General features: G+C 72.6%; 3 protein-coding genes. 2 read left to right on the top strand and 1 reads right to left on the bottom strand.

Translation table 11 applies throughout. The features are described from left to right. The first annotated feature begins 269 nt into the window (after window positions 1–269). Together VIB55_RS21195 and VIB55_RS21190 are read left to right on the top strand one after the other, a co-directional pair. Entirely contained in the window at window positions 270–827 is a 558-nt protein-coding gene (locus VIB55_RS21195; RefSeq protein ID WP_331878666.1) for a hypothetical protein, read from the top strand. Between the two features lie 29 nt (window positions 828–856). Next, window positions 857–1,651: a class I SAM-dependent methyltransferase gene (locus tag VIB55_RS21190; RefSeq protein WP_331878665.1), complete on the top strand. Its 795-nt coding sequence runs from the start codon at window positions 857–859 to the stop codon at window positions 1,649–1,651. A 195-nt stretch (window positions 1,652–1,846) separates the two neighbouring features. Here VIB55_RS21190 and VIB55_RS21185 read toward each other — a convergent pair whose 3' ends face one another. Next, window positions 1,847–2,056 carry a hypothetical protein gene (locus tag VIB55_RS21185; protein WP_331878664.1) on the bottom strand — a complete coding sequence of 70 codons (210 nt, stop codon included), beginning with the start codon at window positions 2,054–2,056 and terminating at the stop codon, window positions 1,847–1,849. Window positions 2,057–2,155 lie beyond the last annotated feature (99 nt).

Raw genomic sequence — 2,155 nt, 5'->3', positions numbered from 1 at the left:
CTGCGGGCCAGTGCGGTGCGCCTGGGCCTCTGGATGACAGGGCTCCGTCGCTGCTCCGGCACCAGACGCACCCCTCCCGAGTCTGGTGTGTACCCCCTCTCCCACGCTGTTTGTGGGAGAGGGTGGACGAGCCTAGGCGAGGACGGGTGAGGGCCCCACGGCAGCCGAGGTCCCCGCGCCCACGTCACGATCCGGCGCGCTGAACCGTTGTTTCCGCGCCTTCCTTCAGCGAGCTTCCCGTCCACCCGTTTCTCGAGAGGGTCCCCTCCATGATCGAGCGCCTTTTCATCCTGTGCCTTGGCGCCGCGGCCGTGCTGGCCCCCGCGGCATCGGCCCAGCAGCCCTTTCCCGTGTCGGTGGATGCCAGCCTGAGCGTGCGGACGGGCAGCGGCGGCTCGTACGTGAACCGCGGCGGGGCGGCCGCCGACCTGGTGGTGGGGGTGAACCTGGGCCCGTCCGGCGCGGGAACCCTCGTCGGCGCGGTGACGGCCGGGGCGCAGTCGTCCATGGGCGGCGACCTGATGTGCGTGATGGACCCGGCGGGAGGGTGCTTCGATACCTTCCCGGTGCTGCTTTCCGTGGGTGCCCTCGTGGGCGTCTCACGATCCTGGCCGTCGGGATCCACCACCCGGGTGCTAGCCGGGCCGGAGTACTTTCGCGGGGAGGAGGAGGGCGGCGCGCTGGGGCTGCAGGGACGGCTGGACGCGTCGACGCCCCTCATCCTGCACACGGCGCTGGTCCTTTCGCTCCGCGGCGCAGTGATCCCCCGCTTCCAGGGCGACATGCTGGGCACCACCTCCATCGGGCTGGGGCTGCGGATCCAGTAGCGCGGGCCGGCACTTGCAGACGTCCGGGCATGAACCCGTTCGTCCATCGCACCGCCGCCGACCGCTACTCGCGCGGACGCCCGTTCTTCCATCCCGTGGTGATGGAGCTGGTTGCCACGCGGGTGGGCATGGTGGACCTGGCGCTCGACGTGGGGTGCGGCACCGGGCTTTCGTCGCGGGCGGTGGGCCGGCTGGCGCGGCGGGTGGTGGGCATCGACGCGTCCCCCGCCATGGTGGCCCGGGCTCCCCGCGACGAGGGGATGGCGTTCGCCGCCGCATCCGCCGGGCTGCTTCCGTTTGCGGAGAGCGCGTTCGGCTTGCTGACGCTCAGCCAGGTGATCCACTGGCTGAACTGGGAGCGATTCATGGCCCAGGCACGGCGGGTGGTGAGGGCGGGCGGGTGGGTGCTGGCCTACGACAACTGGTTCGGCGGCCTGCGCGGCGAGCGGCACGACGAGTTCGACGCCTGGTGGCGCGGGGAATACCTGCTTCGGTACCCCAGCCCGCCGCGGGCCGCCATCCGCTGGGACGACGAAGATGCCTGGCGCGCCGACGGCTTCGGGCCGGCGCACCTTCAGCGCTACCGCAACGACGTCGTGTTCAGCCGGGACGCGCTCCTGGACTACCTGGTCACCCAGAGCAACGTGATCGCCGCGGTCGAGGGCGGGGGCGGGGGCGAGGACATCGCGTCGGCCCGCCGGTGGATCGCCGATACCACCTCGCCATTCTTTCCACCCGCGGGAGAAGCGGCCTTTTCGTTCACGGGGCCCATCGCCATCCTGCGGCGGACCGCTCCGCCGGGCGCGGGGCGTGCCGCCGGGTGATTCCCATCGTACGGCAAGCCCGCGGGACCGGAGGGCAGCGCCGCGTCTGCACGGGGGATGCGGGTGTGCCGCGGGTGCCGGTGGCGCACGCGGGCGGGCGGGGCCGTGATGACCCTGGTCACCGGCGGCTGGTCGCCCGTCCGCCTGCGCCCGAAACGGCCCGCTTCCCGGTGAGGGAGGCGGGCCGTGGCGCGTCTAGAGGTAGGGCTCGTCGCGTGGCGGGTGAAGGTTGCGCGGCGCGACCCACTGGCGAAGGCACCGGCGGCACCATCGCCGCCGCAGCTTCACCACGCTCAGCAGCGTGTCCAGCACGCCATACGCTTCCGTGCGCATGGTCTCGCCGCCGCAGAGGGGGCAGGTGCGGCTGGTCGCGAATCCGCGCAGCTTGAAGAGGTTGCCGTGCATTCCACCTAATTCGCTGGGTCAGCCGCCCTGGATGACGGCGTGCCGGAGCCTGCGCCCGGGCCGCCAGCAAAGGGCGCGCACCTGCACCGGCTGCCCCAC

The sequence above is a fragment of the Longimicrobium sp. genome, from assembly GCF_036554565.1.
Taxonomy (GTDB): Bacteria; Gemmatimonadota; Gemmatimonadetes; order Longimicrobiales; family Longimicrobiaceae; genus Longimicrobium.
Note: the sequence above shows the minus strand (reverse complement) of the source record. Positions and strands in the feature narration are given on the sequence as shown.